General features: G+C 62.8%; 25 protein-coding genes. 12 read left to right on the top strand and 13 right to left on the bottom strand.

What is annotated here, in order from left to right; translation table 11 throughout:
* Positions 1-130 precede the first annotated feature (130 nt).
* Positions 131-2,170 (bottom strand): M13 family metallopeptidase, encoded by a 2,040-nt coding sequence (locus HNQ60_RS18450; protein WP_184334239.1) that lies wholly within the window; start codon positions 2,168-2,170, stop codon positions 131-133.
* A 217-nt stretch (positions 2,171-2,387) separates the two neighbouring features.
* Positions 2,388-2,582: a hypothetical protein gene (locus HNQ60_RS18445; protein WP_184334238.1), complete on the bottom strand. Its 195-nt coding sequence runs from the start codon at positions 2,580-2,582 to the stop codon at positions 2,388-2,390.
* Between the two features lie 112 nt (positions 2,583-2,694).
* Here HNQ60_RS18445 and greB point away from each other — a divergent pair, with 112 nt between their 5' ends.
* A complete protein-coding gene (gene greB / locus HNQ60_RS18440; protein ID WP_184334237.1) occupies positions 2,695-3,207 on the top strand; it encodes a transcription elongation factor GreB in 513 nt (170 codons plus the stop codon).
* Between the two features lie 84 nt (positions 3,208-3,291).
* Here greB and HNQ60_RS18435 read toward each other — a convergent pair whose 3' ends face one another.
* The 3 genes from HNQ60_RS18435 to HNQ60_RS18425 form a co-directional block, all read right to left on the bottom strand.
* Complete coding sequence (locus tag HNQ60_RS18435) at positions 3,292-3,855, bottom strand: hypothetical protein (RefSeq protein ID WP_184334236.1); 564 nt, start codon at positions 3,853-3,855, stop codon at positions 3,292-3,294.
* Between the two features lie 172 nt (positions 3,856-4,027).
* Positions 4,028-5,443, bottom strand: a complete 1,416-nt coding sequence (locus tag HNQ60_RS18430; RefSeq protein ID WP_184334235.1) for a homospermidine synthase — start codon at positions 5,441-5,443, stop codon at positions 4,028-4,030.
* Positions 5,444-5,566: 123 nt separating this feature from the next.
* The gene (locus tag HNQ60_RS18425) at positions 5,567-6,244 is read right to left on the bottom strand and encodes a glutathione S-transferase family protein (protein WP_184334234.1); all 678 of its coding nucleotides are present in this window, start codon (positions 6,242-6,244) and stop codon (positions 5,567-5,569) included.
* A gap of 154 nt (positions 6,245-6,398) precedes the next feature.
* On the opposite strand from HNQ60_RS18425, the gene HNQ60_RS18420 reads away from it, so the two are divergent.
* The 8 genes from HNQ60_RS18420 to HNQ60_RS18385 all read left to right on the top strand — a co-directional run bounded on the left by HNQ60_RS18420 (position 6,399) and on the right by HNQ60_RS18385 (position 13,168).
* The gene (locus HNQ60_RS18420) at positions 6,399-7,244 is read left to right on the top strand and encodes a sulfurtransferase (protein WP_184334233.1); all 846 of its coding nucleotides are present in this window, start codon (positions 6,399-6,401) and stop codon (positions 7,242-7,244) included.
* Positions 7,245-7,397: 153 nt separating this feature from the next.
* Positions 7,398-9,350, top strand: a complete 1,953-nt coding sequence (gene speA / locus HNQ60_RS18415) for a biosynthetic arginine decarboxylase (RefSeq protein WP_184334232.1) — start codon at positions 7,398-7,400, stop codon at positions 9,348-9,350.
* A 189-nt stretch (positions 9,351-9,539) separates the two neighbouring features.
* The gene (locus HNQ60_RS18410; protein ID WP_184334231.1) at positions 9,540-9,737 is read left to right on the top strand and encodes a hypothetical protein; all 198 of its coding nucleotides are present in this window, start codon (positions 9,540-9,542) and stop codon (positions 9,735-9,737) included.
* Between the two features lie 339 nt (positions 9,738-10,076).
* Positions 10,077-10,352: an RNA recognition motif domain-containing protein gene (locus HNQ60_RS18405; RefSeq protein WP_184334230.1), complete on the top strand. Its 276-nt coding sequence runs from the start codon at positions 10,077-10,079 to the stop codon at positions 10,350-10,352.
* A 147-nt stretch (positions 10,353-10,499) separates the two neighbouring features.
* Positions 10,500-11,672: a succinylglutamate desuccinylase/aspartoacylase family protein gene (locus HNQ60_RS18400; protein WP_184334229.1), complete on the top strand. Its 1,173-nt coding sequence runs from the start codon at positions 10,500-10,502 to the stop codon at positions 11,670-11,672.
* A gap of 6 nt (positions 11,673-11,678) precedes the next feature.
* On the top strand, positions 11,679-12,101 hold the full coding sequence (locus tag HNQ60_RS18395; protein ID WP_184334228.1) for a DUF6524 family protein: 423 nt from the start codon (positions 11,679-11,681) through the stop codon (positions 12,099-12,101).
* Between the two features lie 15 nt (positions 12,102-12,116).
* Positions 12,117-12,635, top strand: coding sequence for an NUDIX hydrolase (locus HNQ60_RS18390; protein WP_184334227.1), 519 nt, complete (start codon positions 12,117-12,119; stop codon positions 12,633-12,635).
* Positions 12,636-12,772: 137 nt separating this feature from the next.
* Positions 12,773-13,168, top strand: a complete 396-nt coding sequence (locus HNQ60_RS18385; RefSeq protein ID WP_184334226.1) for a hypothetical protein — start codon at positions 12,773-12,775, stop codon at positions 13,166-13,168.
* Here the strand turns inward: HNQ60_RS18385 and HNQ60_RS18380 are convergent, their stop codons facing one another.
* The 5 genes from HNQ60_RS18380 to HNQ60_RS18360 form a co-directional block, all read right to left on the bottom strand.
* Positions 13,169-13,816 carry a hypothetical protein gene (locus HNQ60_RS18380; RefSeq protein WP_221304279.1) on the bottom strand — a complete coding sequence of 216 codons (648 nt, stop codon included), beginning with the start codon at positions 13,814-13,816 and terminating at the stop codon, positions 13,169-13,171. It abuts the gene before it with no gap.
* A gap of 78 nt (positions 13,817-13,894) precedes the next feature.
* On the bottom strand, positions 13,895-14,527 hold the full coding sequence (locus HNQ60_RS18375) for a hypothetical protein (RefSeq protein WP_184334224.1): 633 nt from the start codon (positions 14,525-14,527) through the stop codon (positions 13,895-13,897).
* Between the two features lie 339 nt (positions 14,528-14,866).
* Positions 14,867-15,178, bottom strand: a complete 312-nt coding sequence (locus HNQ60_RS18370) for an RNA recognition motif domain-containing protein (protein WP_184334223.1) — start codon at positions 15,176-15,178, stop codon at positions 14,867-14,869.
* Positions 15,179-15,552: 374 nt separating this feature from the next.
* Positions 15,553-16,251, bottom strand: coding sequence for an HAD family hydrolase (locus HNQ60_RS18365; RefSeq protein ID WP_184334222.1), 699 nt, complete (start codon positions 16,249-16,251; stop codon positions 15,553-15,555).
* A 6-nt stretch (positions 16,252-16,257) separates the two neighbouring features.
* Entirely contained in the window at positions 16,258-17,439 is a 1,182-nt protein-coding gene (locus tag HNQ60_RS18360) for an O-succinylhomoserine sulfhydrylase (RefSeq protein WP_184334221.1), read from the bottom strand.
* Between the two features lie 135 nt (positions 17,440-17,574).
* Between HNQ60_RS18360 and HNQ60_RS18355 the strand changes: the two genes are divergently transcribed.
* The 3 genes from HNQ60_RS18355 (at position 17,575) to HNQ60_RS18345 (ending at position 21,664) form a co-directional block, all read left to right on the top strand.
* Complete coding sequence (locus HNQ60_RS18355; RefSeq protein WP_184334220.1) at positions 17,575-18,201, top strand: glutathione S-transferase family protein; 627 nt, start codon at positions 17,575-17,577, stop codon at positions 18,199-18,201.
* A 126-nt stretch (positions 18,202-18,327) separates the two neighbouring features.
* Positions 18,328-19,512, top strand: a complete 1,185-nt coding sequence (locus tag HNQ60_RS18350; protein ID WP_184334219.1) for an FIST signal transduction protein — start codon at positions 18,328-18,330, stop codon at positions 19,510-19,512.
* 82 nt (positions 19,513-19,594) lie between these two features.
* Complete coding sequence (locus tag HNQ60_RS18345; protein WP_184334218.1) at positions 19,595-21,664, top strand: S9 family peptidase; 2,070 nt, start codon at positions 19,595-19,597, stop codon at positions 21,662-21,664.
* 6 nt (positions 21,665-21,670) lie between these two features.
* On the opposite strand, the gene HNQ60_RS18340 is transcribed toward HNQ60_RS18345, so the two are convergent.
* The 3 genes from HNQ60_RS18340 to HNQ60_RS18330 form a co-directional block, all read right to left on the bottom strand.
* The gene (locus tag HNQ60_RS18340; protein ID WP_184334217.1) at positions 21,671-22,825 is read right to left on the bottom strand and encodes an acyltransferase family protein; all 1,155 of its coding nucleotides are present in this window, start codon (positions 22,823-22,825) and stop codon (positions 21,671-21,673) included.
* A 179-nt stretch (positions 22,826-23,004) separates the two neighbouring features.
* A complete protein-coding gene (locus HNQ60_RS18335) occupies positions 23,005-23,742 on the bottom strand; it encodes a LytR/AlgR family response regulator transcription factor (protein ID WP_184334216.1) in 738 nt (245 codons plus the stop codon).
* A complete protein-coding gene (locus HNQ60_RS18330; RefSeq protein WP_184334215.1) occupies positions 23,739-24,806 on the bottom strand; it encodes a sensor histidine kinase in 1,068 nt (355 codons plus the stop codon). The genes HNQ60_RS18335 and HNQ60_RS18330 overlap by 4 nt, the downstream gene beginning before the upstream one ends.
* Between the last annotated feature and the right edge of the window lie 13 nt (positions 24,807-24,819).

Raw genomic sequence — 24,819 nt, 5'->3', positions numbered from 1 at the left:
CGGCTTTAGCCGGACGTCATGCGAAGCATGCCTTTCGGCATCACGTCCGGCTGAAGCCGGACCCACAGGAAGACGAGGATCTCTGCCGCCGCTTCCGGCTCATTGCTCCTCGCTCACAGCTGTCCGCGCCTCACCAGATCTTCACCCTGTCGCCTTCCGACCGAAACATCCTGTCACCCTGCTTCACCTCGAACGCCGCGTAGAACGGCGCGAGGTTGCCGAGGATGTTGTTCGTCCGGTATTCGCTCGGCGAATGCGGGTCGGTCAGCAGGCGCTTGCGCAGCTCGTCGTCGCGATACTTCCGGGCCCAGACCTGCGCCCAGCCGATGAAGAAGCGCTGATCGCCGGTCAACCCGTCGATCACCGGCGCCTGCCTGCCCTTCAATGACAGGTGATAGGCGCGATACGCCATCGCGACACCCGCGAGATCGGCAATGTTCTCGCCCATGGTCAGATCGCCGTTGACGCTGAGGCCCGGCAGCGGGCTCAGCGCGTTGTACTGCGCGCCCAGCGCCTTCGCGCGCTGCGTGAACTCTTCATTGTCCTTCGGTGCCCACCAGTCCGAGAGATTGCCGGCACCGTCGTAGCGACGACCCTGGTCGTCGAACCCGTGACTGATCTCGTGACCGATCACCGAGCCGATGGCGCCGTAATTGATTGCATCGTCGACGTTCGGATCGAAGAACGGCGGCTGCAGGATCGCGGCGGGGAAAACGATCTCGTTCGACGGGGGGCTGTAGTACGCATTCACGGTCTGCGGCGTCATGCGCCATTCCGTGCGGTCGACGGGACCGCCGAGCTTGGCGATGTCGCGATCGAATTCGACGGCGGATGAACGCATCTCGTTGCCGACCAGGTCGTCACGACGGATTTCGAGCGCCGACCAGTCACGCCACTTCGACGGATAGCCGATCTTGGTCGTGAACTGATTCAGTTTCGCGTGAGCGCGGACCTTCGTCTGCGGCGTCATCCATTCGAGATCGTCGATGCCTTGCGAGTACGCCGCGACGAGATTGTCGACCAGCACCTGAATGCGCTGCTTGGCTTCCGGGCTGAAATGGCGCTCGACATAGAGACGGCCCGCAATCTCGCCGATGCCGCCCTCGACCGTGTCGACGCCGCGCTTCCATCGCGGCTTGATCTGCTCGATTCCGGAAACCGTGCGATCGTTGAACTCGAAATGCAGGTTCGCGAAGCGCTCGGGCAGGTTCGGCGCGTACGCATTCAGGACCTTGAAACGCAGATAGACGCGCCAATCGGCGACCGGCACCTCCGCGAGCAATCTGTTCAGGGCGTCGAAGTAGCCAGGCTGCGAGATGCTGGCGGCGCTCACTTTTGCCGCCGGGAGCTTCGCGCCCTCGAAGAAGGCGTCCCAGTCGAACGCCGCCATCTGGTTGCGCAGCGCTGCGAGATCACGACGGTTGTATGTCTTCTCCGCGTCGCGGTTCTGCACGCGCGTCCAATGCGCTTTCGCAATCTGCGTTTCGAGCGCAACGATCTTCCCGGCCGCCGGTTCCGCATCAGGCGTATCCGCCGCCGCGAGCAGGTCGCGGACGTAGAGATGGTACTTCTCGCGAATCCCCTTCAGCCGTGCGTCGTCGGAAAGATAGTAGTCACGGTCTGGCATCGACAATCCGGACTGCGTCAGGACGGGCAGGTACTGCGTGGAGTTCTTCCGATCGATGCTGACCATGAACACGAACGGCTGACCGATCCCGATCCGGCGCAGATGGCCGATCGACCGCGCCAGGTCGCGCTTCGAGGCAATCGCATCGATCGCCGCAAGCTCGGCGGCGAGCGGCGTCAGGCCGCGCGCCTCGATCGTGCCGGTGTCCATGAAGCTGGCGTAGAGATCGCCGACCTTCTGTTCATCCGATCCCGGCTGAAGATCCTTCGCCGCACTCGCCTGCTCGAGAATCTCGCGCAGATTGCGCTCCGCTCCTTCGGCCAGCAGCGTGAAGGCACCGTAGTTCGACCGATCCGCCGGGATCTCCGTCGTGGTCAGCCACTGGCCATTTACGTGGCGATAGAAATCGTCCTGCGCACGAACCGACTGGTCGAAGTTCTGCAGCAGCACACCCGAGGGCCGGGCAGGAGCGGAAGACTGATCGGTGGCACAAGCCGCAAGAATGAGCGCCGCGCTGGCAGCGGCAGTGACGGATGGTTTCATGAGAGCGATGAGCGATGAGCGATGAGGCGGATGATGCCATTTCTGCCGGCGTCCGGCTCACAGCTCATCGCTCGCCGCTCATCGCCTGCCTCAAGACAAAAAAAACCCCAAGCTTGTGGCTCGGGGCTATAAGAAGCGGACCTTCTGAAGGGAAGAAGCCCGCTAGGGGATTCGCAGGAAAAACGTCAACTCACATCAACACTCGCACGCAAACGGATCAGTGCAGCCGCGACCACTGCAGGACCTTGATGTCCCGCGACTCGCACTCGAAATTCCGCGCCAGTACTGCTGCCGCTTCCTTGAGGTCGCCGCGACGCATCGTGCGGTTCACCTCGACCACGCCGCGGAACTCACTCAGGCCTTTCGGCTTGCTTTCCTGGAGGAGAAAGTGCGTGTAGTACTTGACGCTCATGGAGCATGAGACTAGAGACCGCACCCTGTACGTACCGTGAAGGAACGCACAATTTGTCCGGGCTTTGACAGTATCAGGCGTTGCCTTAGCTCCAATTAGCAAACAGGATCACATGAGTCGTTATCGTCCGCCCGCACCGCGGGGCTCGAAATTCATCACGCCCGAAGGGGCACGCACACTGAAGGACGAGCTCGATCATCTGTGGCGCGTTTTGCGCCCGCAGGTCACTCAGGCAGTGTCGGAAGCAGCGGCCCAGGGAGATCGCTCCGAGAACGCGGAGTACATCTACGGCAAACGCCAGCTGCGCGAGATCGATCGTCGTGTCCGGTTTCTGCGACAGCGGCTCGACGGCATGACCGTCGTCGATCAGCCCCCGAAAGATCGCTCGAAAGTCTTCTTCGGCGCGTGGGTCACGCTCGAAGACGACGACGGCGAACAGACCGAATACCGCATCGTCGGCCCCGATGAATTCGACGTCGCGAAACGCTACCTGAGCATGGACTCGCCGCTGGGGAAGGCGCTGATGAGGAAGGGACTGGACGATGAGGTGAACGTGGAAGTGCCGGGAGGGAGGAAGACGTATGTGGTGGTCGCGGTGAGATATGGAGTGAGCGGCGAGCGATGAGCGGCGCGCTGCGAGCCGGAAATACGGATCGGAACCTTCTGAGCCTGGCTCGTCGCTCGCAGCTCGCAGCTTCCCAGCCTCTTCTCACAACCCAAACAGCGAAAACAGCTTCCTCACCGAACTCCCCGCCTTATCGAGCGCCGCCGTCCGCCTCTCATGCATCCTCCGCTGCAGCTCCTCACGCTTCTGCGTGAGCCATTCGGCGCGGTGAGCATCCTGTTCCGCGCCTGAGCGCCGGCGCTTGTTCTGGGCTTCGCGGGCTTTGCAGAAGTCGCGGTACGCGGCGAGATCGTGCTCGAGATCGCGGCTGACGAGTTCCACCATGATCGCGTGATCGAGAAATCCGGCACCGGACGCCGGCTCGCCGCCGCTGAAACAGGCGAGCGCATTGAGCAGGCGCTGACTGTCTTCCGGCCCGAGCGGCCAGTCGGCGTCTTCGGCCATCTCGAGCATCGCCTGCAGTCGCGCGAACCGCTCGCGCACGAACTCCGCCTGCTGCGCGCGTTGCGCCGCCTGCAGCATCGCTTTGGCTGAAGCAACGATTTCCGCAGCCGACAATCGCCGGGCGTTCGCCTGCGTCTGCTGCGCGACTTCTTCGAAGTGGCGCAGGTCGGAGTCGCCGAGATTGAAACTGATTCGAAGAGGCATGAAGGAGGAGCGGTTGGCGGTTAGCGGTTAGCGGTTAGGAAGAGGCGGAGCGTGCAGACGAACGCGCGCGGCAGTCGACTCGACTGCCGCGCGCGAGGACACGAGCACGAGCGCCAGCGATCGCGGCGATTCTGAACCAACCGCTAACCGCCAACCGCTATCCGCTTCTCCTTCACACAAGCACGTTCTTGAACTGCCACGGGTCGTCCGCATCCACGTCTTCCTTGAAGATCGAGTTGCGACCGGTGAGCGGCGTCCAGTCGGTGTAAGAACCCACGACGGGGCCGAGATACGGCTTGCAGATCTCGAGGTTGCGGCGGAAATCCATCTCGTCCGGCTCGACGATGCCCTGCGTGGGATTTTCCATCGCCCACACGAGACCGGAGAGAACGGCGACGCAGACCTGCAGGCTGGTGGCGCTGTTGTACGGAGCGAGCTTGCGCGCTTCTTCGATCGAAAGCTGCGAGCCGAACCAGTATGCGTTCTTCTTGTGACCCGCGAGCAGAACGCCGAGCTCATCGATGCCGTCGATGATTTCCTTGTTCATGATCCGCTTGCGTTCCTGCTGCTGCCAGTTGCGGCCAGCGAACTCCGCCACGGAAAGCACGGCGTCGTTGCAGGGGTGGTAGGAATAGTGCGCGGTCGGTCGGGACACAACCTTGCCGCCTTCCCGGTGCGACAGGTAGTCGGGAATCGAGATCGATTCACCGTGCGTGATGAGGAAACCGTGAAACGAGCCGGCCTTGGGCGTCCATGTGCGCACACGCGTTCCGGCGCCGGGCTGCATCATGTAGATCGCGCACTTCGGGCCGAAGTCGAACTCGTGGCCGCGCGGCGGCAATGTCTTCTCATGCGTGCCCCAGCCGAGCTCCGCAGGCTGGCAGCCTTCGCTGATGAAGCCGTCGACCGACCAGGTGTTCACGAATTCACCGAGCTTCTTCGGGATGTTCGCAACCTGCGTGTCGCGCTCGGCGATGTGAATCACCTTGATGCCCAGCTTGTGGGAAAGCGCGGCCCACTCTTCGCGAGTGCGCGGGTTGCCCGCATCCGTGCCGGTGTCCGCTGCGATGTTCAGCAGCGCCTGCTTTACGAAGTGCGAAACCATGCCCGGATTTGCACCGTGCGTGAGCACAGCTGTCGGGCCTTTGTTTCCGGGTGTACGCAGCGCGAGCGCGGATTCGCGCAACGCATAGTTCGTACGGCGTGCGGCGGACACGCTCTGATCCGTGTAGCCACCCGGCCACGGCTCGATGCAGGTATCGAGATAGAGCGCGCCTTTCTCGCGCGCTAGCTTGATGAGCGCGATGCTCGACACGTCGACGGAAAGGTTCAGCAGGAAATCGCCGGTCGACAGCAGCGGGCCGAGAACCTGCGCGTGGTTCTCCTGCGTGATCGGCTGCTTCACGAACTTGATGCCGTATTCCTGCGCTTCCTGGCGGCCGGCGTCTTCCGCGGTCACGATCGTGATGCGATCGGGACTCACGCCCACGTGCCGCAAGATGAGCGGCAAGACTCCCTGACCGATACTGCCGAATCCAACGAAAACGATTCGGCCGGGGAACACGACATGGACGGGGAAATCGGGCATGGCGAAACACTCGACTGACGGAGAAAAATCAGCGGATGAGTGTACTGATTTTTTCCCACTGCAGCGAACCCGCGGAAAACTGCGCGGAGAGGAAGATCTCCACGGGGATTCCGTGTCTCTGCTCTAGCTTTCTCTGGGCTCGCGCCAGTGCGGCGGATACGTGCGCTCGTAGCCAGGCAGCGCTTCGACGCGCTTGATCCACGCGGCAATGGCGGGATAGTTCGTTTCGACCGGCAGGAAACGACTGCGCAGCTCGTGAGCTTCGCGGCGCTCGAGGGTGCGAAGGAGCATCTGGATGCCGGGGAAAATCACGACGTCGGCGGCCGAGAAATGCTCACCGACGAGCCAGGACGATGCTGCCAGGCGCCCTTCGATCGTGCGCGCCTCCGACGCGAGCAGATGCATCGCGCGATTCACGTCATCGGAATGTCCGCCTTCAGCTGCCTGAAAAAGAATGGCGTACATGACCTTCTTGACGTGCTCCTCGACATACGCCTGGTATTCGCTGATGACGCGCGTGATCGTGCCTGTTTCCTCAGGCGTCCTGCCGAACAGCGGAATCTCGGGATACTTGCGATCGAGGTAGTGAAGGATCGCGAGCGATTCGAAGCAGACGTAGTCGTCGTCCTTCAGCACGGGCACGCGGCCGCGAGGATTCATCTTCAGGAGCTGGGCCGACTTGTGCTCCTGCTTGGCGAACTGCACCTGGTGCGAGACATAAGGCAGTTGCTTGTATTCGAGCGCGAGCAAAGCCCGCCATGAATACGGACTTCCGCTGCCCCACCACAGTTCGAGTGCCATAGATTCCCAGCCGCGAGGATCGTTGCCCGGGATTGTAGCGGAGGTCCGACGTCGCCGTGTCGGAGAAGGCCGATGCGTGGCGAGCAGGCGCGGAAGGAGTCAGAATTCGCGCACATCCTCCGGCCGTTGCGCCTCATCCGCCGTGGTACCGCCCATGTTTTCCACACTGATCTCCGCGACCGACCTCGCCGCCCATCTGCAGCGCGTCGACTGGCTCGTCGTCGATTGCCGTTCCGATCTCCTGCAGCCGACGGCGGGCGAAGCGGCGTATGTCGCGAGCCACATTCCGGGCGCGGTGTACGCACACCTCGATCGCGATCTCGCCAGTGCGATCACGCCGTCGACCGGACGCCATCCGCTGCCGGATCCGCAGCAATTCGCGGCGACGCTGGGACGCTGGGGCTTGCAGCCGCACACTCAGGTCGTCGCATACGACGCGGATACAGGCGCATACGCAGCCAGACTTTGGTGGCTGCTGCGCTGGGTCGGCCACCGCAAGGTCGCTGTGCTCGACGGCGGATTCAAAGCGTGGACTGCGGCGGGCCTGCCGACGACGCAGGAGAAGACGCATCGCATTGCGAGCAACTACGCAGTCGCCGCGGATCGCAGCGCCTGGCTCGATGCATCTCAAGTTGCCGCTAACGTCGCCAGCAACGATTGGCGCCTGCTCGACGCGCGTGCTCCGGAACGGTTCGCAGGAAAAGTCGAGCCGATCGATCCAGTGGCCGGCCATGTGCCCGGCGCACGCAATCACCCGTTTGCGCTGAATCTGACGACGGAGGGACGCTTCCTGCCAGCGAGCGAATTGCGGGCGCGTTTCGCGGCGTCGCAGGACGGCGTCGACGATCGCAACACGATCGTCATGTGCGGCTCCGGCGTCACTGCGTGTCATCTGCTGCTCGCGCTCGAAGTCGCGGGCAAACCCGGCGCGAAACTGTATGCAGGCTCGTGGAGCGAATGGATCAGGGACTCTTCGCGAGGCATCGCGACGGAGAAGTAGATAGCGGATAGCGGATAGCGGATAGCGGATAGCGGATAGGCAGAAACCGGAAGGAAGTTTCTGCGCGTTCGTTCTTCCTATCCGCCATCCGCTATCCGCTATCCGCTATCCGCTATCCGCTATCCGCCATCCCCTTCTGATAATCTTTCGCCCATGGACAGCGCCCCCAAACCCTTCGCCGCCAATTCGAACTGGAAGATCGAGGACTCGCTCGATCTCTATCAGGTCCCCGCGTGGGGCAAGCACTACTTCGGCATCAACGCCGCGGGCAATGTCGTCGTTCGACCCGACGGCGATTCGGCGCACGAGATCGATCTGCGCGAAGTCGTCGAGGGTCTGAAGGCGCGCGACCTCACGGCTCCGGTCGTCGTCCGCTTTTCCGACATCCTGAAGCACCGTCTGCAGCGGTTGCACGGCGCATTCGCCCAGGCGATTTCCGAGAACGACTACAAGAACCGCTACTGCGCCGTGTTCCCGATCAAGGTGAATCAGCAGCGCCTCGTCGTCGAAGAGGTGTATCGCTACGGCAAGGAATTCAGCTTCGGTCTCGAAGCCGGCTCGAAGCCGGAACTGCTCGCGGTGATGGCGCTGACCGAAGACGCACCGGATCGAATGATCGTCTGCAACGGCTTCAAGGACGACAGCTACATCGAAGCCGTGATCCTCGCGACCAAGCTCGGCCGCACGATCATTCCGGTGATCGAGAATTTCGAAGAACTGGCGCTCGTGCTCAAGCATTCGCAGAAATATCAGGTGCGGCCGCGAATCGGTGTGCGCGTGAAGCTGGCGAGCGAAGGCGCAGGACGCTGGCGCGATTCGGCTGGCGAGAAATCCAAGTTCGGCCTCTTCGTGAGCGAAATCCTCGAACTCGTGAAGACCCTGCGCGAGCACGACATGCTCGACTGCCTGGAGCTCGTGCACTGTCATCCGGGCAGCCAGCTGCAGGACATCCGCCGTGTCAAAGACGCGATCAACGAGCTTGCGCACGTGTACGCCGAACTGCGGCTGATGGGCGCCGGACTCAAGTACATCGATGTCGGCGGCGGTCTCGGCGTCGACTACGACGGCAGCGGCACGAACTTCGAATCGTCGATGAACTACACGATGAACGAGTATGCGAGCGACGTCGTGTACCGCATCGCCAGCGTCTGCAATGCGCGCGGCATCGAACATCCGGTCATCGTGAGCGAATCGGGCCGCGCCACGACAGCGCATCACAGCGTCCTGATCTTCAATGCACTGGGCTCATCGGCGCTCGACCAGTTCCGTGTCACCGGGAGAGTCGAAGAGGACTACACCGGCGAGGAAGAACTGCCGCAACCCGTCGCCGATCTCTTCGTCGCGTACCGCAGCGTTTCCGAACGACGCCTGGTCGAGTGCTATCACGATGCCGTGCAGGCGCGCGAACAGGTACTGCAGATGTTCAATCTCGGCCTGCTGAGCCTCGAGTTCCGCGGACTCGCGGAGCGCCTGTACTGGGCGACGTGTGCACGCATCCGCGACTATTGCCGCAAGCTCGACAACGCTCCGGAAGAGCTGGAAGGCCTCGAGCTGATTCTGTCGGACACGTACTTCTGCAATTTCTCGGTGTTCCAGTCGCTGCCCGACAGCTGGGCAATCGACCAGCTCTTCCCGATCATGCCGATCCACCGGCTGAACGAGAAACCGACTCGCAACGGCGTGCTGGCCGACATCACGTGCGACTCCGACGGCAAGATCGACCGCTTCGTGAGTCATCGCGACGTGAAGCGCACGCTCGAACTGCACGAGCTGCGCCCCGGCGAGGAGTACTACCTCGCTGCCTTCCTCGTCGGCGCCTACCAGGAAACACTCGGCGATCTGCACAACCTCTTCGGCGACACTCACGTCGTCCACATCCGCCTGCACGACGAAGGCGGCTGGTGGATCGAGGAAATCGTGAAAGGCGACACCGCCGGCAAGGTACTCAGCTACATGCAGTACGACGTCGATCGCCTCTTCCCGCAGTTCGCCCGCGATTGCGAGCGCGCCGTTCGCGAAGGGCGGATGACGCTGCAGGAAAGTCAGGCGCTGAGAAGGTTCTACGAGTGGGAGCTGGCGGGGTATACGTATCTGGAAGGGGAATAAGAGGCCATGAGCAGCGAGCGATGAGCCGCGAGCCGGAATAGGACGGGAAGCTCATCGCCTCTGTTTCCGAATCTGGCTCACAGCTCGCAGCTCATCGCTCGCCGCCTCCTTCATCTCCCCGTAATCCCCGCGCAACAGTCCCTTCTTGCGCCCACCCCAGAATGCTCCTCATCCTCGAAGGAGCCCTCAATGGACCCGCTCACCAACCTGTACGACCGACTCCGCCAGTCGAAGCAAGGCAATCCGTCGGCCACCTGGCCCGAGGAACCGCCGCTGTTCCAGGACTGGCTGCGCTTCTGGAACGACGAGGACAGCGACCTCGGCAACCTGCGCAATTTCGAGCACTGGATTGCCCGTTCGCGTCCCGAGCGCCGTCACGCGGATTGAACTTAAGCTCCCGCCCGCCCCCCCCGGGGCCGGGTCAGTCTTTTTGCAAACGCAGAGAAAACCGGTGATTTTCCGGGGATTCCTGCGCCCCCCGCCGTTGCAAGGTCAAAAGTGCTGACGTAGTATCGCCCGCGGTCAGCACAACAACGTATTCAACTGAAGCATTTCAGGCGACCACCTCTCTATCGCGACAAGCGTTTCCGATCCTCTGGCACGATTTGCTGTTCAGTCCTGTGCGAACGACCACGGTGCAGCTCGTCTCTTCCGCCTTGACGGCCTCGCAGGGCCTCGGGCGGGTGAGCGACTGCTGTTTCGGTCCGCGATAATGAGTGACTATCGATGACGACGATCTACGTGGGAAATCTTCCGTTCAGCGCCACTGAGGCAGAAGTCCGCAAGCTCTTCGAACAGTACGGCAGCGTTCAATCCGTCAAGCTCGTGAACGACCGCGAAACCGGTCGGCCGCGCGGCTTCGGTTTTGTCGACATGCCGCCGTCCGATGCGCAGAAGGCCATCGAACACACGAATGGCATGGACATGGGCGGCCGGCCGCTGCGAGTCAACGAAGCACGCGAGCGCGAATCGCGCCCGCCGCGCCAGGCTCCGCGCTGGTAAGACGCTCATCGGAGCTCGGGCCCGTCGCCGCACGGGCTCGAATCCGGCGTTCGAATGACGTTTGCGATGCACGATCGTGCATCGCCCTCCCCGCGTCGGCCCGCGGCTCAGTAGCCGCACTGCGGTATTTCAACTATCGTGCGGTGGATGAATTTCCGCCCAGCCCGCCTCCTCGCGTTACTGGCCGTTGCCGGTGTGTGCACGACCGTTGCGCCCGGCACGGGCCGGGCGGCCGAACCCGCTCAATCCACGGCGTCCGCCGATCTGAAGCCCAAGGGCAAGCTGCGATTGCTGGGGTCGGAAATCGCCCCGGGCACGCGCAAACGACTGACCTGGAGCAGTGGGACGGCGATCGAAGGCTTCGTCGTGCCGGTCCCCGTCATCGTCCTGAACGGCAAAGGGCCAGGCCCGGTGCTGTGCCTTACGGCGGCCGTTCATGGCGATGAACTGAACGGCATCGAAGTCGTCCGGCGCGTGCTCGACGACATCGATGTCGAAGAGCTCAACGGCGCCGTCATCGGCGTCCCCATCGTCAACATCCAGGGTTTCTATCGCGGCACCCGGTATCTGCCGGACCGGCGCGATCTCAACCGGTACTTCCCGGGCAATGCGAAAGGCAGTTCGGCGACGCGCATGGCGCATTCGCTGTTCACCGAAGTCGTGAAGCACTGCTCGGCGCTCATCGACCTTCACACCGGCTCGCTCAATCGCACGAATCTCCCGCAGGTACGCGCCGACCTGCGTTCTGCGCAGGTCACTCGCATGACGCGCGCCTTCGGCGCCACGGTCGTTCTGCAAAGCTCGGGCGACAAGGGCTCTCTGCGACGTGCAGCGAATGATGCCGGCATTCCTTCCGTGACCTTCGAAATGGGCGAGCCGATGCGCGTGCAGCCCGAGCAGGTCGAGCATGGCGCGAAGGCGATCGAAACGCTGCTCTACGCGCTGGGCATGACCAAGCAGCGCCGCTACTGGGGCGATCCCGAGCACGTGTATTACTCATCGAAATGGGTCCGCGTCGACAACGGCGGCATCCTCTTTTCCGACGTCGCCCTGGGCGAGCGGGTCAGCGAAGGAGAGTTGCTCGGCGTCGTCACCGATCCGCTGTCGAATGAGCAGTACCGCATCTACGCACCCGTCAGCGGACGCATCCTCGGCATGGCGCTGAACCAGGTCGTGCTGCCGGGATTCGCCGCCTATCGCATCGGCATCGAAACCTCGAAGTCGACCGCGCCGAAAACGGCCGACGACGGCGGCGGCGAAGAAGGTCCGGATGCGATCGAGGACGACGAATCGGCGGAAGACGCCCGACCGCGAGGCTGATCTGAAATGAACGAACAACTCGATGTCAGCGGCTTCCTGTTGCGTGCCGCCCTCGCACTCGCCCTCGTGCTGCTGACGTTCAATCCGAGCGGCTACTCGTACGTCCACATGCTGTCGAACGGGTTCCCGCACGTGACGCCGCTCGAAATCGTTCTCGGCATCGTGCTGCTCATCGCCTGGATCGTGTACCTCGGCGCGACACTGAAGTCGATCGGAGTGTTCGGCATGATGCTCGCGTTCGCCCTGTTCGCCGCACTCATCTGGCTGGTCGTTTCATGGGGCTGGGTCACCCTCTCCGACACCCATGTCATCACCTGGATCGGTCTCATCATCCTTGCTCTCATCCTCTCCATCGGCATGTCCTGGTCGCACCTGTATCGACGGTGGACGGGGCAGGCGACGGTGGATGAGGTGGATGAAAAGAAGTAGTGACTGGAATTGCACATGCCCCTCCTTTCAACCAGAAACGTCTTCAAAGGCCGCGTCATCGAAGTCAACGTCGAGCGCGTCAGGCTGCCCAACGACAACGTCGCCGATCTCGAGATCATCCATCACCCCGGCGGCGCGGCGGTCGCGGCGATCAACGAGCGTCGCGAGATCTGTCTGCTGCGACAGTTCAGGCACGCGGCGAACGGATGGTTGTGGGAGTTGCCCGCGGGAAAGATCGACAACCGCGAGCCGCCGCTGGAGACAGCGCAACGCGAGCTCGAAGAAGAAGCAGGCGTCACCGCAACGCACTGGGACAGCCTTGGAGACCTGGTGAGCTCGCCCGGTGTCTTCACCGAAGTGATTCATCTCTATCTCGCGACGGGTCTCAGCGCCGTTGCAGCGAAACCGGAAGAGCACGAAGTCCTCGAAGTGCACTGGAAGCCGCTCGAAGAAGTGCTCGAGATGGCTCGCAACGGCGAGCTGCGGGATGCGAAGTCCCTTGTAGGCGTTTTTCGCGCAGCGGCGCGCTGCTGAGACGCCTCGTTACGTCAAAGCGGCCGGCATCAGGCATCGGATGAGCGCTACCCGTGACGCCGCACACAATGTGTGCATTGCGGCTGCCCTAGAATCCTGTCCGTCGACTCCATCACGGATTCGTTCCACCAGCTGCGATGTTGAAAGACGATCTCAAGAAACTGGGCCTGCGCCTTCGTCCCCGCAAGGTCGGCCGCGATGCCCCGGCAGAGGCGCCGGGAACGATCACTCACGACGAGCGCGGCAATGCGCAGTTCGAGTGGCAGGGCGATCGGCTGAACGAAGACAGCGATCTGGGCGACAAGCTGCGCAAGCGCGCACTCTCTCACCATGGGTTGTCGATCGTCGAGGACGAGCCGCCGCCCAATGCGCCGATCCGCCAGAATCCGAAAGGGCTGCGCGTGGGCTACAACCCCTACGAGAGCGGCATGCTCGCCAAGAAGGAATGGAAGCCGAAGCGCGATCTGCGTGAGCTGTCGAAGTGGATCGAGGCCAAGAAGAGACTCGACCAGAAGCCTTCCGACGACGAGTGATCACATCGCGGCGAGCCGCAGCTTCTCCTGCTGGCCGCTGCGAAAGAACTGTCTCAACGCCGATACCCAGGCCTCCGGTCGCGATCGCCGCGGCCGCAGGAACCGCTCCTCCAGCGACCGACAGAATCGCGCCGCATGCCGGTTCGCCGCTTCATACCGGCAGCGACTCTCTTCGTTGAGATGCGGCAGATAACCCACCCGGTCGAACAACCTTCGATGCAGCAACACGGGAAAGTGGCCGCACTCCTGTGCCGTAAGCAGCTTCACCGCGCCCGCATACTTGTCGACGTCGGCTTGCAGCTCCAGCTCCAGTAGCGACACGTTGCGGCTGCGCGCGAGACTCCACATCAGATAGTTGAAGTGACTCACGCCTTCGATGGCGGTGCAGTAGTCACGCAGGTTCTCGTCGCTCAATGCGTCGAGTGGATCGCGTTGCTCCAGTCGGGCGAGCACGCTGCGATCGATATAGACACCGACACGAACCTCGCCGCGCTTCTCGACGAGCACGACCTGCTCATCGGCATGGCATTCCTCGCCCGACAACTCGGCGAGGCGCTCCCGGTCCGGGATGAGATAGTCCTCGACGTCCTGCTCTACCGGCGCGTCGTAGAGCCGCGCGAGGAGTTCCTGCATTCGCCGGAGAATCATGCCGCCATCGCCATCCCCGCGAACGCGGGGATCCATCCGGATGGATTCCCGCGTTCGCGGGAATGACGAATGAGCTTCTCAGTGTTCACAGCGCGCCGCCACCGGCACAGGCGCCACTCCCAGCTTGCGAAGAATGTTGTACGCCCGCGGACTGCCCGTCTTCATCCAGATCTCGTACTGACGCAGGATGTCCTTGTCCGTGTGCGTGTACGACATCTCCGCAACATCGTTCAGCACGTCGACGAGCCGCTGGAATTTCTGCGCGAGCTCCATGAACACCGACGAGTACGCCTGCCCGCGCACGGTATTGCGCATGCTGTCCGCAAGCGTTCCATACGCGCGACCGCCCATCGCGATGTGATAGTCGACGTCGACCAGCTTGCGCGCGAAGCTCTGCGCGAAGAATCCTGCGATGAACAGCGAGACGTCGCCGAGTCGGCGCAACACGGTATCGCGTTGCTGCGGCGACCGCGCATCGGACGCATCGGCAAGCATCTTGGCGAGGGGTTTGAGACGAACGCCTTCCGGCGTCGCTTCGTAGAGTTCGTCCGAGCGGGCGAACATGGTGAGCACGTTGACGACGTAGTGCTCGGTGTGGGCATCGACATCGACCTTCTGCTGTCGCAGTGCGGTCTGCATGGAGTCATGGAAGAACTCCCGCAGGTTGGCCACGGCCACGACAGGACTACTGGGACCTTCTGCATCCTCCATCGCACAGCACCTCGTTCACTGACACCTGCCTCAAACGTTGTACCTCGAGCCTTTCAAGTTCCGTACCAGCAAAATAAACGAGCTCCCTGCTTTTCTCTGTCGGCCAATGTTTCTAATCCTGAAACGAGGATTCAGGTTCCGGAGGCGGAAGGCTGTGATGCGGGTCGCGGGATGGAATTAGCAGCCGCGAGGGGGAAGTGCTGACGGGTGACGGGCAAGAGTCTGCCGCCGGCTTCGCGTCATGCGTCACCGGTCACACGTCACCATAAAAGAAAACCCCGCGGCACTCTCGCACCGCGGGGTCTTCGTTCTGCTTGAGTTGCTTAAGCTCTCGCTGGATTACCAGCGACCGCCGCCGCCGCCACCGCCGCGAGGACCGCGGCCGCCGCCGCCGCCGCCGCCGCCGCCCTGGCGCTCCTGCGCTTCGTTGATGCGCAGCGGACGACCACCCATGTCCTTGCCGTTCAGGGACTGGATAGCGCGCTGTGCATCGGCGCTCGACATTTCAACGAAGCCGAAGCCACGAGGACGGCCGGTTTCACGGTCGTTGATCAGGGCGACGGACTGCACGGCGCCGTGTGCTTCGAAAAGCGCACGAACGTCCTGCTCGGTTGCGGAGAAAGGCAGATTGCCAACATAGATCTTCGTCATAAACGAACAGTCTCTCTCTGAAAAAAGCCTCGAGCGTCGTCACTCAGACGATGACACTGCGAGGCCTGGTTACAAACGGGCTCCTCCCCCGATGTCTGTGTTGCCACAGAACGCCGGTATTGGTCCCAGGCCTACGTTCGCGGTCTCGTCGGATTTTTCAGAAGTTGGCCGAAACATGGGGGGTCATCAATGACCCGGCTGGCCAAGCCAGAGAAAAAAGCAGGCAAAGGCAACGAACGGCGCGAAATCTACGCCAAAGCTCAAATCAAGGCAAATAGCTACAAGGGGCAGTGAACCACCGGCATACAACGTATTCCACGGGCTTTGAGGCGCCCCCCGTTGCACAGACAACCGCGCCGGAAAGTCGCGCCCGGTCAGCCCCTCGCACCAGGAACGAGCAACGCGGTCAGTTCGGTGAGCGACGTCACAGAATAGGTTGCCGGCTCCAGTTCCACTGGCCAGACCGCCTCGGTCCGATTCACCCACACGGTCGGCATCCCCGCCTTCCGGGCGCCCTCGACGTCCAGCTCCGGGTCATCCCCAACGAACAGGGTCTCCCCCGGGCGAAGGTCGGTCCCCTCCAGAACCTTGCGATAAACAGCCGGATCGGGCTTTAGCGCGCCGACGTCCCGCGCGGCGATGGTCCGTTCGAACAAAGGGGCCAGGCCAATCCGGGCGAGGTCCGCGTTGCCATTGCTGGCGGTGAACAGGCGGTATCGCTGACGCAACAGATCCAGGGCAGGACGGACTTCTGCATACAACTCCACATCGTTCCGGGCGGCGATGAAGACGTCGAATGCCTCCCGGGACATCGCTTCGGGGTAGCCGCAAGCCGCCGCATGCTCGCGTAACGCCTGCTGCCGCAGGAACGAAAAGTCATGCGCCATGTGTGGGAAGTCGAGCGAAACGCGCGCCCGGGCGTCACGCATCGATTCGATCGTCATCCCCTCCACGGCCCGTGGATAGCGTTCGGCGAGAAAGTCGAACGTCGCCTGTTCGGCGCGACGGATCACGGGCCACACGTCCCACAGGGTGTTGTCGAGATCGAAGCAGATGGCGCGGATGGGGAGCATGGGTCATCAGCCCCTGACAGCTTTGATACCCGCCGTGAGGTCCGCCTTCAGATCGTCTATGTTCTCGAGCCCGACCGAAATGCGCAGCAGGCCTTCCGTGATCCCAGCGCGTTCGCGTTCAGCGGGCGTGATGCGCGAATGCGTCGTGCTTGCGGGATGAGTGATCGTCGTCTTGGTATCGCCCAGGTTCGCGGTGATCGACATGAGTCGCGTCGCATCGATGAAGGCCCATGCCCCTTCCCGGCCGCGCTCCACATCGAACGCGATGATGCCGCCGTACCCGCTTTGCTGTGATCGCGCCAAAGCATGCTGTGGATGCGACTCGAGACCAGCGTAGTGAACCTTGGTGATGCCGGTCTGGCCTTCGAGCCATTGCGCGAGCTCGAGGGCTGCGGCGGAGTGCGCACGCATGCGCAGCTCGAGCGTCTCGAGACCCTTGAGGAAGACCCACGCATTGAACGGGCTCATGCTCGGGCCCGCCGAACGAATGAATCCGAACACATCGGTTCCCACGAGCTGCGCATTGCCGACGACCGCGCCGCCGACGCAGCGGCCCTGGCCGTCGAGGAACTTCGTCGCGGAATGGATCACGATGTCCGCGCCGAGCTCGAACGGCTTCTGGAGCGCGGGCGTGCAGAAACAGTTGTCGACGACGAACACGACGTCGTGCGCGTGAGCGATATCCGCGATCGCGCGGATATCGGCGATGACCGAGAGCGGGTTCGACGGCGTCTCGAGAAAGAACAGACGCGTATTGTCCTTGACCGCGTTGCGCCACGCATCGTTGCTGTCGGGTCGCACGTACGTGACTTCGACACCGAACTTCACGAGGTAGCGATTGATCAGCGCGATGGTGGAGCCGAATACGCTGTCGGAACAGACGATGTGATCGCCCGACTTGAGCAGCGCCATGCACGTCGCAAGGATCGCCGCCATCCCGGACGCCGTACCGACGCAGGCAGCGCCGCCTTCGAGCGCCGCGAGTCGCTCTTCGAAGCAGCGCACGGTCGGATTCGTGAAGCGCGAATAGATGTTGCCCTTCGCGGTCTCGCCAAAGCGTGCGGCTGCTTCCGCGGCGTTGCGGAAGACATAGCTCGATGTAGTGAAGATCGGCTCGGAGTGTTCGCCTTCGTGCGTGCGAACCTGGCCCGCGCGGATGGCGAGGGTCGAAAGATGATGGTCTGACATGGGGAGGTATGTAGTGAGCGACGGACGGCCGACAGTGTAAGAAAAACGGATCGCCGATTCACTTTTTACCTTTTGCGACGCCGGCACCGGCGGCGTGATACTCGCGAACCCAAGAATCCACGCCTCGAGGTCCCGATGCTGTCGCTGGTCATTGGCAACAAACAACTCTCGAGCTGGTCGCTGCGCCCCTGGCTCGTGCTGCGCCACCTGGAGATTGCGTTCCGCGAGATTCCGCTGACGCTCGACGTGCCCTCGTTCGGACCTGCGATTCAGCAGTATTCGGCCGCCGGGCGCGTCCCTGTGCTGGTCGATGGCGACCTCGGCATCTGGGATTCGCTGGCCATCATCGAGTACCTCCATGAGAAATCCGCAGGACGCGCGTGGCCTTCCGATCCGGCGCAACGCGCCCATGCACGATCGATCAGCGCCGAAATGCACTCGGGATTTGCTGCGCTCCGCCAGAGCTGGCCATTGCAGGCTGCAACCACTGGACTTCGCGTGCCGCTGTCGCCCGAGGGGCGAAAGGATGTCGCGCGGATCGACGAGCTCTGGCAGGACTGCCGCCGGCGCCACCGCAATGCCGGGCCCTGGCTATTCGGCAAGTGGAGCGCGGCAGACGCGTTCTATGCGCCGGTCGTGCTGCGTTTTCGCAGTTACGGTGCATCCGTTTCCGAGGTCTCGGCTGCCTATGTGTCCCAGACACTGGCCGATCCCTCGCTCATTGAATGGATTGCCGCAGCCGAGGAGGAAATCGCGGCGTGATGCGCCGCGTGACAGCGGGTCGTCCGTCCGCTGACAGCCGCGTGCCAGCCGTACATCGCACGACGGACAACCGCGGCATCGCTGGCTAGAATCCAGCGCATCACCTGAGGCTTTCGCGGGAACACTATGCGTTGGGCATCCGCTATCGACACCGACGCGCTGCTGTCTGCGGCAGTGACGCATGCCGCCGCGAAGATCTTCAAAGGCCTTGGCAACCAGGAACCGGATCTGCTGACGGTCTTCGTCAGCGCCCATCATGCCGCGCGCTTCGAAGAGCTCACGCACTTGCTCATGCGCGAGTTCGACGGCAGCTATCTCTTCGGCTGTTGTGCTGGAGGCGTGATCGGCGGCGGCAAGGAAATCGAAGACCGCCCGTGCCTCACACTCACCGGCGCGCTGATGCCCGGCGTACGGATGAAAGGCGTCCATCTGGATGCGGCCCAGGTCCCGCCCGTGTACGCGGAGCCTCGCGTGTGGGAAGACGCCATGCATCTCACTGCGAACCAGCAGCCATCGTTCCTCATCCTGGCCGACCCCTTCAGCTTCGAGACCGAGACCTTCGTGAAAGGACTCGATCGCGTGTTCCCGATCTCGCCCAAGATCGGCGGCCTCGCGAGCGGCGCACGTCAGGTCGGCGGCAGCGCGCTCTACCTCGGCAAGGAAATGTATCGCTCAGGCGCCATCGCGCTCTCGCTGACCGGCAACGTGCAGATCGACACGATCGTCGCACAGGGGTGCCGGCCCGTAGGCGATCCGATGTTCGTCACGATGGCGCATGAAAATCTCATCCGCGAACTGGACGGACGCGCACCACGCGACGTGCTCGCCGCTTTGTTCGAACAGCTGCCGGGAACCGATCGCGAGCTGTTCAGCCAATCCCTCTTTCTCGGACTTGCGATGCGACCGGACGCGAATCAGTACGTGCCGGGCGACTTCCTCATCCGCAACATCCTGGGCATGGATCCGCAGTCCGGCGCGTTGTGGGTGAACGCCCACGTGCCGACCAACAGCGTCGTGCAGTTCCATCTGCGTGATGCCTCCACGTCTGCGTACGACCTGGAGAGAGCGCTCACGCACTACCGCACCGCGACGTTGTCCGCACCGCCGAGCGGTGCCCTGCTCTTCTCTTGTGCCGGCCGTGGTTATGACCTCTACGGGCAGCCCGACCACGACAGCAACGCCTTCCGCCGCCTGGTCGCGGACATTCCCATTGGGGGCTTTTTCGGCAACGGCGAGATCGGCCCGGTCCAGAACTCGACGTACCTGCATGGGTATACAAGTGCGTTTGCGGTGTTCAGCGAGCGCAGATGAGTTGGGTGACGGGTGACGGGTGACGGGTGACGGGCAAGGTAGGATACTGCCGCCCCTCGACGTTTCCCGGAGTCTTCGTCCAATGCCCCTTTCGCGTTCGCTTGCAGCCCTCTGCCTGGGGTTGCTGTCCATTCAAGCTGTTCACGCCCAGGACAAGCATCCCTTTTCGATCGAAGACCTCGTCAGGCTGAAACGCGTTTCCGATCCCGTGCTTTCACCGGACGGCAAGACGGTTGTCTTCACCGTTCGCGAGACGGACATGAGCGCGAACCGCGGTCGCATGGATCTGTGGTCGCTCGATATCGCCACGAAAGGCGCGCAGCCGCGCCGGCTGACGTCGCATCCGGAAAACGACAGCAGCGCGCAATGGTCGAACGACGGCCGTTACCTCTATTTCGCGTCGAGCCGCAGCGGCTCCAACCAGGTCTGGCGTCTTGCAAGCCTGGGCGGTGAAGCCGAACAGGTGACGAAGCTGCCGCTCGATGTGGGCTCGTTCAAGCTTTCGCCGAACGGCGCGAAGCTCGTGGTGTCGCTCGAAGTCTTCCCGGACTGCGCGGATCTCGCATGCACGACGAATCGCGTCGACGAGAAGGCGAAGTCCAAAGCCGTCGGCGCCGTTTACGACCGCATCTTCGTGCGTCACTGGGACACGTGGAGCGACGGCCGGATCTCCCAGCTGTTCGCACTGACGCTCGAGAACGGCGAGATCAAAGGCGACCCGCTGGCACTCACGGCATCGCTCGATGCCGACGTACCCTCGAAACCTTTCGGCGATGCCTCTGAATTCAGTTTCTCTCCCGACAGCACGAAGCTCGTGTTCTCGGCCCGCATCAAGGGCAAGTCCGAGCCGTGGTCGACGAACTTCGATCTGTACGAGGTCGCGACCGAGGGCGGTGAGCCGCGTAATCTCACCGCGGACAATCCGGCGTGGGACACGCAGCCGATCTTTTCGCGCGACGGCACGCTCCTCGCGTGGCGCGCGATGGAACGGCCCGGCTTCGAAGCCGACCGTTTCCACATCGTCCTGCAGGATCTGAAGACCGGCGAGAAGCGGCCGCTGACGAAGACCTGGGACCGCTCCGTCGATGCGATGGAATTTTCCGCGGACGGCAAGACGCTCTACGTGGCGACTGACAACTTCGGCCAGCATCCGCTGTTCGCCATCGATGTGAAGACGGGCAAGCCGACCATGATCACCGGCCCGGGTCGGGTCGAAGGATTCAGCGTCGGTGATCGTGAGATCGTCTTCTCGCTCTCCTCCCTCAAGTCGCCCGCCGAGTTGCAGGTCCTGACGTTCAAGGGAAACGAGCTGCGCGAGCTGCCGCGTGTGAACGCGCAGGCGATGTCGGAGCTCACGCTGGGTGAACCGGAGCAATTCACGTTCGCCGGCGCAAACGGCGAAACGGTTTACGGCCACGTGATGAAGCCCGCGGGCTTCAATGCGCAGCGTCGCTATCCGATCGCCTTCATCATTCACGGCGGCCCGCAGGTGTCGTTCGGCAACCAGTGGAGCTATCGCTGGAATCCGCAGACGTATGCGGGCGCCGGCTACGCCGCGGTCTTCATCGATTTCCACGGCTCACCCGGCTACGGCCAGGCGTTCACCGATTCGATCTCGCAGGACTGGGGCGGCAAACCGCTCGAAGACCTGCAGAAGGGCCTGGCTGCAGCGCTCGCGAAGTACCCGTGGCTCGATGCGAACCGCGCCTGCGCGCTCGGCGCGAGCTATGGCGGCTTCATGATCAACTGGATCGCCGGCAACTGGTCCGAGCCCTTCAAGTGCCTGGTCAATCATGACGGCATCTTCGACGCCCGCGGCATGGCCTACACCACCGAAGAACTGTGGTTCGACGAGTGGGAGCACGGCGGCCCGTATTACGACGTCCCCGAGAACTATGAGAAGTTCAACCCGGCGAATCACGTGACGAAGTGGACGGTGCCGATGCTCGTGATCCATGGCGAGCAGGACTTCCGCGTTCCCGACACCCAGGGCATCGGCACGTTCACGGCCCTGCAGCGTCGCGGCATTCCGAGCCGCTTCCTGTTTTTCCCGAACGAGAACCACTGGGTGCTGCGCCCCGCGAACAGCATCCAGTGGCACAAGGAAGTCGAGCGCTGGCTGAAGGAATGGACAGCGCCGAAGTCTGAGTGATCCGTTTCATGCGAGTGACGAGGGCTCCGCTCTCGTCACTCGCGCCGTCCGTGCCCCGCCCGGGTCCTTTCCCTTCAATCCGAAGACCACCCGAGTCAGCGCGGACCGCCGCACGACCGCTTCGTACAAGGCGAAGCATCCGATCATCGTCGTGACCAGCACCATCGCGTACTTCTCCCACGGTCCCCAAGACGCCTGGATCACGTAGTACCCGATCGCGACGATCAGCGTCTGATGAAGGATGTAGACGGGATACGACGCCTCACGGGCCCATCGCAGCAAGCCATTGCTGAATGACAGGTGGTGACGTCCATAACCCAGGAACACCATCAGCCACCACCACGTGAATACGTTCGCGACGACTGCATCCGCAGGCGTATCGCGCTGGATGACACCCAACTCGAACAGCGTCATGACCAACGCAAAGATGGCGACGCCGATCGCGAGCGAGCGATGACGCCACTTCGCGAACCAGTCCCAGACGCCGGGCATGGACGCGAGAGCGAATCCGTAGAGCGTCAGCATCAGGTAGTGATTGAAGATGTACCAGTCGCTCACGAGATTGTGCGATTCGGGAAACAGCGGCTTGAGCAATGCTTCATTGATGGCGAGCGGCAGGCCGAGCAGGTACAGCCACGGACCCGGCTGCAGCGTCCAGCGACCGCGACGCCACGCCGCGAGCAACGGCAACAACAGCATCACGTAGACGTACAGGTAGGCGATGAACCAGAGGTGATGCCAGCTGAAATCGCCCTGCGGATAGGGCTGGAACTGCAGCACGCGCTCGACGAAGAACGTGATGTAGTCGCCCTGCCAGTCGCCGCGAAAGAGCCGTTCGAAATAGATTTGCGGCGGCACGATCAGGAACATGCCGATCACCAGCGGCAGCAGCAGTCGCAGGGTCCGCTCGCGCAGCACCTGCGTCGCCGTGCGACTTCCCAGTGCGAACCAGAGCCCCGCGCCGGCGATGACGAACAGCAACGGCATCCGCAACCGGTGCGCAATATCCATCGGCAGCTGCAGGGACTCGATGACCTGCGCGTTCTCGATATGCCAGCCCCAGCCCACGAAGATCATGCCGGTATGGAAGAACAGCAGCACGAAGATGGCCAGCACTCGCAGCCAGTCCAGGAAGTCGTAGCGGGTCGAAGATGTCGTCATGGCGGTCTCTCCTTGGATCATGGAGAGAGAGAGTGAGCTTGCGCGGTCAGGGGCGCATCGAGTCCGGGGTCAGCGGGGCGATGGGTGGGGTGAGCGGGACGCTTCTGTCATTCCCGCGGAAGCGGGAATCCATCGGGGAAAGGCATGGATTCCCGCCTGCGCGGGAATGACGGACTATGCTACCGCCCCATCCGCGCAAACAGCTCATCCCTGTAGCGCCGACTCAGCCTCAGCGTATGGCCGTTGCGCAGATGAACTTCGTAGTCGCCCTTGAAAAGCGGGGTGAGCGACTGGATTTCGCTCACGTTGACGGCAGTCGACTTGTGGATGCGGACGAATCGCTCTTCGCCGAGCTGAGTCAGCAGATCCTGCAGCGTGCGTCTGAGCATGTAGACGCGTGACGCCGCATGAACATGCACGTAGTTGTCGTCGGCTTCGAGCCAGTGAATCGAGCGGCTCTCGATGAGCTCCAGTCGTTCACCCACCGGCACCAGCAATCGATCGCTCGACCCGGTCTGACCGCGAGCTGCCCTGACGGAGTGGCCCCGCGTACCGGTGTCGATACGTTCGCGCACTCGCGCCAGCGTGCGCAGCAAGCGGTCCTTGTCGTAGGGCTTGAGCAAGTAGTCGACAGCGTTCAGATCGAACGCCTTCACGGCGTGCTCGTCATAGGCAGTGACGAACACGATCAGCGGCGCACTGTCCGGCTCCAGCTGCGCGGCAACTTCGAGTCCGCTCAGGCCCGGCATCTGGATATCGAGATAGACGACGTCGGGCCGCAGGTTCTCGATCGCTTGTGCCGCGGCAAGGCCGTCGCTCGCCTCGCCCGCCAGCTCGAGGTCTTCCTGTTCACCAAGCCAGCGGCGCAGCTTTTCCCGCGCTGGTGCTTCATCGTCGACGATCAACACGCGGATCACGCCTGATACTCCCGCCACGGCAGCCGGACTCGCGCGACGACATCGGCATCATCCTGCCGCAGCTCGAGCAAGGCGTCCGGCCCATAGTGAACGTGCAGCCGTTCACGACAGTTGCGCAACCCGATCCCACCGGTCGTATTGGTGAAGTCGAGCGTGCCCGTATTGGCGATCGCCATCAGCAGGCGATCCCCGTCGCGGCTCGTCTCGACACGAACGACGACGGGCGACTGGCTGCGTTCGACGCCATGCTTGAAGGCGTTCTCGAGCAACGGTTGCAGCAGCAGCGCAGGCACGCTCGCACCGAGCGTCTCCTGGGCAATGTTCCATCGCAGCTCGACGCGATCGTCGAATCTCTCCTGCATGATCTGTGCATAGAGCTCGAGTATCCGCAGTTCTTCCCTGAGCGAAGTCAGCTCTGACCGATGCACGGTCAGGCTGGCTCGGAGCAGGTCGCTCAGGCGCACGAGCAGGCGATCCGCCCGGTCAGGATCCGAATGGATCAGCGACGAGATCGTGTTGAGCGCGTTGAACAGGAAATGCGGCCGCAACTGGCTCTGCAGCTGCTGCAGCTGCGATTCCGCGAGCGCCTTCTGAACCGACAGCAATCGTTCGCGCTGCGTGCGCCACTGCGCGAACGAATCGAATCCGAAGACCAGGCCGAGCCACAACCCGGCGAAGAGCACGAGCTTGGCGGTTTCATACGGGATGACGAAGAGCCAGGGCTCATGGTGGTAGGACCTGCCGACCAGCCCGTAGACGCCATGGCGAATCAGATAGATCGACGCGATGAACGTCGGCGCAATCAGCGGCAGCCACTTGAGATGCTGGGCGAACCAGACCCGTGGCCGGTCGAGATAAACCGCATAGTGCGCGTCGAAGCGGCGCTGCGCGATGAGCCACATCGTGGCAATGAGCGCTGAACTTCCTTCCCAGAGCAGCGGCTCCCACCAGCTCACCGCGGGATTGAGGGACGCGTCCTGCAACGCCACGACGAACATCGCCAGCCAGAACAGCCCCCAGAGACTGAACAGGGCGACATTGCCGGGAGCTTCGCGAACGGTCATGCGAAGGAGTGTA

The organism is Povalibacter uvarum (genome assembly GCF_014202975.1).
GTDB lineage: Bacteria > Pseudomonadota > Gammaproteobacteria > Steroidobacterales > Steroidobacteraceae > Steroidobacter > Steroidobacter uvarum.
The sequence above is the reverse complement of the archived record's forward strand: the minus strand, read 5'-3'. Positions and strand labels throughout refer to the sequence as shown.